A 2,357-nucleotide genomic window follows, 5' to 3' on the forward strand; every position below is an offset into this window, starting at 1 on the left:
AGAATCCGGCCAGTAGCGGCGCCCCCGGATCGAGAACCAGAATCGTCAGTAACGCCAGCGCCGGAATCCGCCCCCACCCACTCCAGACCAGCGCGAACACCAGCCCGGCGATTAAGCCGATGTGCGAGCCGGAAATGGACATTAAATGGCCGACGCCGGTGCGGTTGAACACGTCCCATTGCCATGGACTGATGCCGCCTTCCTCGCCCACTGCCAGCGCGATTAAAATGCCGGTGTAGGAATTATCGGGCAGCAACCGCTTGAAGGATTCCGCGATGTTCTGGCGATAGCGGTCCAATGGATAGCGGTCGGCGTGAGCCAGCAGACGCGGCGGCGGTTGGGAGCGGATCGTGCCGGTAGCAACGATGCCCTTGGCGTACAGCCAGCGTTCGTAGTCGAAACCACCGGGATTGAGCAGGCCATGCGGACGTTTCAGCCGCACGCTGAAACCCCAGCGGTCGCCCGCCCGTAAGGCCGGCTGCGCTTCCGTTGCCATGCGCTCCTCAGCTTCGCCATCGTTCCACCAGGACAACCGCACCCGCTGACCGGCGAGCGCTACCGGATGTTCGCCGTGCATAGCCTGATCTACCGTGAACTCGAACCGGGTGCTGCGATATTCACGGTCGGGAAGAGTAGCAATTCCGCCTTCGATCCACAGATCAACCCCTTCCAGTTCTGCCGGCAGTACGCCCGGCGGTGACGCCAGCAGCAGGGCATACAGGAATCCCGCCATCCCCCAGGCTGGCAACCGCAACCAGGGAATGAATATCCCTACACCCAAGATTCCCGGCAATACCAGCGTCCAGGCGCGGCTTGGCAATTCCGGCAACGCCTGCAACACCAGGATTCCAACCAGAAAGGCAAGGGTTCCAAGGCGCATGGGCAATGATTGAACCGGTGGCTACCGGATGTTCACTTGAAGTTTAACTTCAGCGGCATAGAGGTCGTACCTTCACCGGCGGATGTACGAATATTCCAAGCATTAAAGCACCAATGAGTACAGGATTTTCGCTAAACCCGTAAATTCGTCCTCAGTACAGGACAAAAATGGCAACCCTATGAATAAAAATGGTTAAGCTAGGTGTTTTTTACAGGAACTCCAATGAAGGCGACTGCCAACGACCCCGTCCACGAACTCAAGGCCGTGCTGGCCGAGCATCTGCCTTGGCATGGCGCTCGGCTCGGCTGCGCACTTCCTGCTGGCCCTGTTCAAAGTGCGCAGCGTCAACTTGGCTGAACTCGCCACCGGTTTCGGCGGCCAGGCCCAGGTGGACTCGCACTACAAGCGTTTGCAACGCTTTTTCCGCTCGTTTGAGATTGACCTAGACCACTTGGCGCGACTGTTGGTGCGCCTGGTCCCGGTCGGTGATGGCCCGTGGCGACTCACGCTGGATCGCACTCACTGGAAGTTCGGCCAAGTGGACATCAACTTTCTCGTGCTGGGTATGGCCTATCGCGGCATCGCCCTGCCGATCTTCTGGAGCGTCTTGGGCAAGGCAGGTAATTCCAACACCGCCGAGCGGATCGCCCTGATGGAGCGCTTCCTCGCCGTTTTCGGCGTGGCCCGAGTCGCCGTCTTGCTGGCCGACCGCGAATTTATGGGCGAGGCGGGGTTCCACTGGCTACAAACCCAACGGATTCCCTTCCATCAACGCATCCAATGCGACACCCTCGTCCCTAATCATTGGAACCGGATGACGCGTATTGACACGCTCTTGGGTTCGCTTAAACCCGGTCAAGCGCACCTGCTGCCGGGACGGCGTCCGGTCTGGGGTTGCTTCGTTCATCTCTCGGTGCTGCGCCTAGATGACGGTGAGTTCCTCGCGATAGCCACCTCTGGTGCACCCCAAGCCGAGGCTATCGACGCCTACGCCGACCGCTGGCAGATCGAACCTCTGTTTGGTTGCCTGAAGACGCGGGGTTTTAATTTCGAGGACACCCACCTCCGAGACGCGGCTCGCCTGTCCAAAATGATGGGGCTGCTTGCCTTGGCCTTTGCCTGGACCCACCGTACCGGCGAACCGCTCCATGACCGGGACCGACCGATCCCCTTAAAAAAACCCTTCAGCGACCGCTCCAGTCCCTCTCCCGCCACGGCCTCGACTTCCTACGTAACGTCGCCCTCAACCTCGCCGAGAAATTTCAGGATTTCCTGTGGGCTTTGAAGATTTTGTCCTGTACTTAGCAATGGTCTAATTACAAATGACAAATTCTGCGTCAGCCGGGTTGCCCGCCTCCAAGTTAACGTGGTCCCGTTATGAGGTGTGGCGCCAGCGCACGGCGGCACCCAAGACGGATCCCTCGGTAGAAGTTCATTTCTGCGGAGGGTGCCATGAAACGACAATGGGGGATTCGCC

Annotated in this window: 2 protein-coding genes; one reads left to right on the forward strand and one right to left on the reverse strand. The window is 59.3% G+C overall.

What is annotated here, in order from left to right; genetic code table 11:
- Positions 1-880: ComEC/Rec2 family competence protein (locus BN874_RS10880; protein ID WP_195912169.1), on the reverse strand; the 880-nt coding region annotated here is incomplete at its 3' end.
- A 289-nt stretch (positions 881-1,169) separates the two neighbouring features.
- Here BN874_RS10880 and BN874_RS10885 point away from each other — a divergent pair.
- Positions 1,170-2,165, forward strand: coding sequence for an IS4 family transposase (locus BN874_RS10885; protein ID WP_051497714.1), 996 nt, complete (start codon positions 1,170-1,172; stop codon positions 2,163-2,165).
- Positions 2,166-2,357: the final 192 nt, after the last annotated feature.

Source organism: Candidatus Contendobacter odensis Run_B_J11 (assembly GCF_000531125.1).
GTDB classification, from domain to species: domain Bacteria; phylum Pseudomonadota; class Gammaproteobacteria; order Competibacterales; family Competibacteraceae; genus Contendibacter; species Contendibacter odensensis.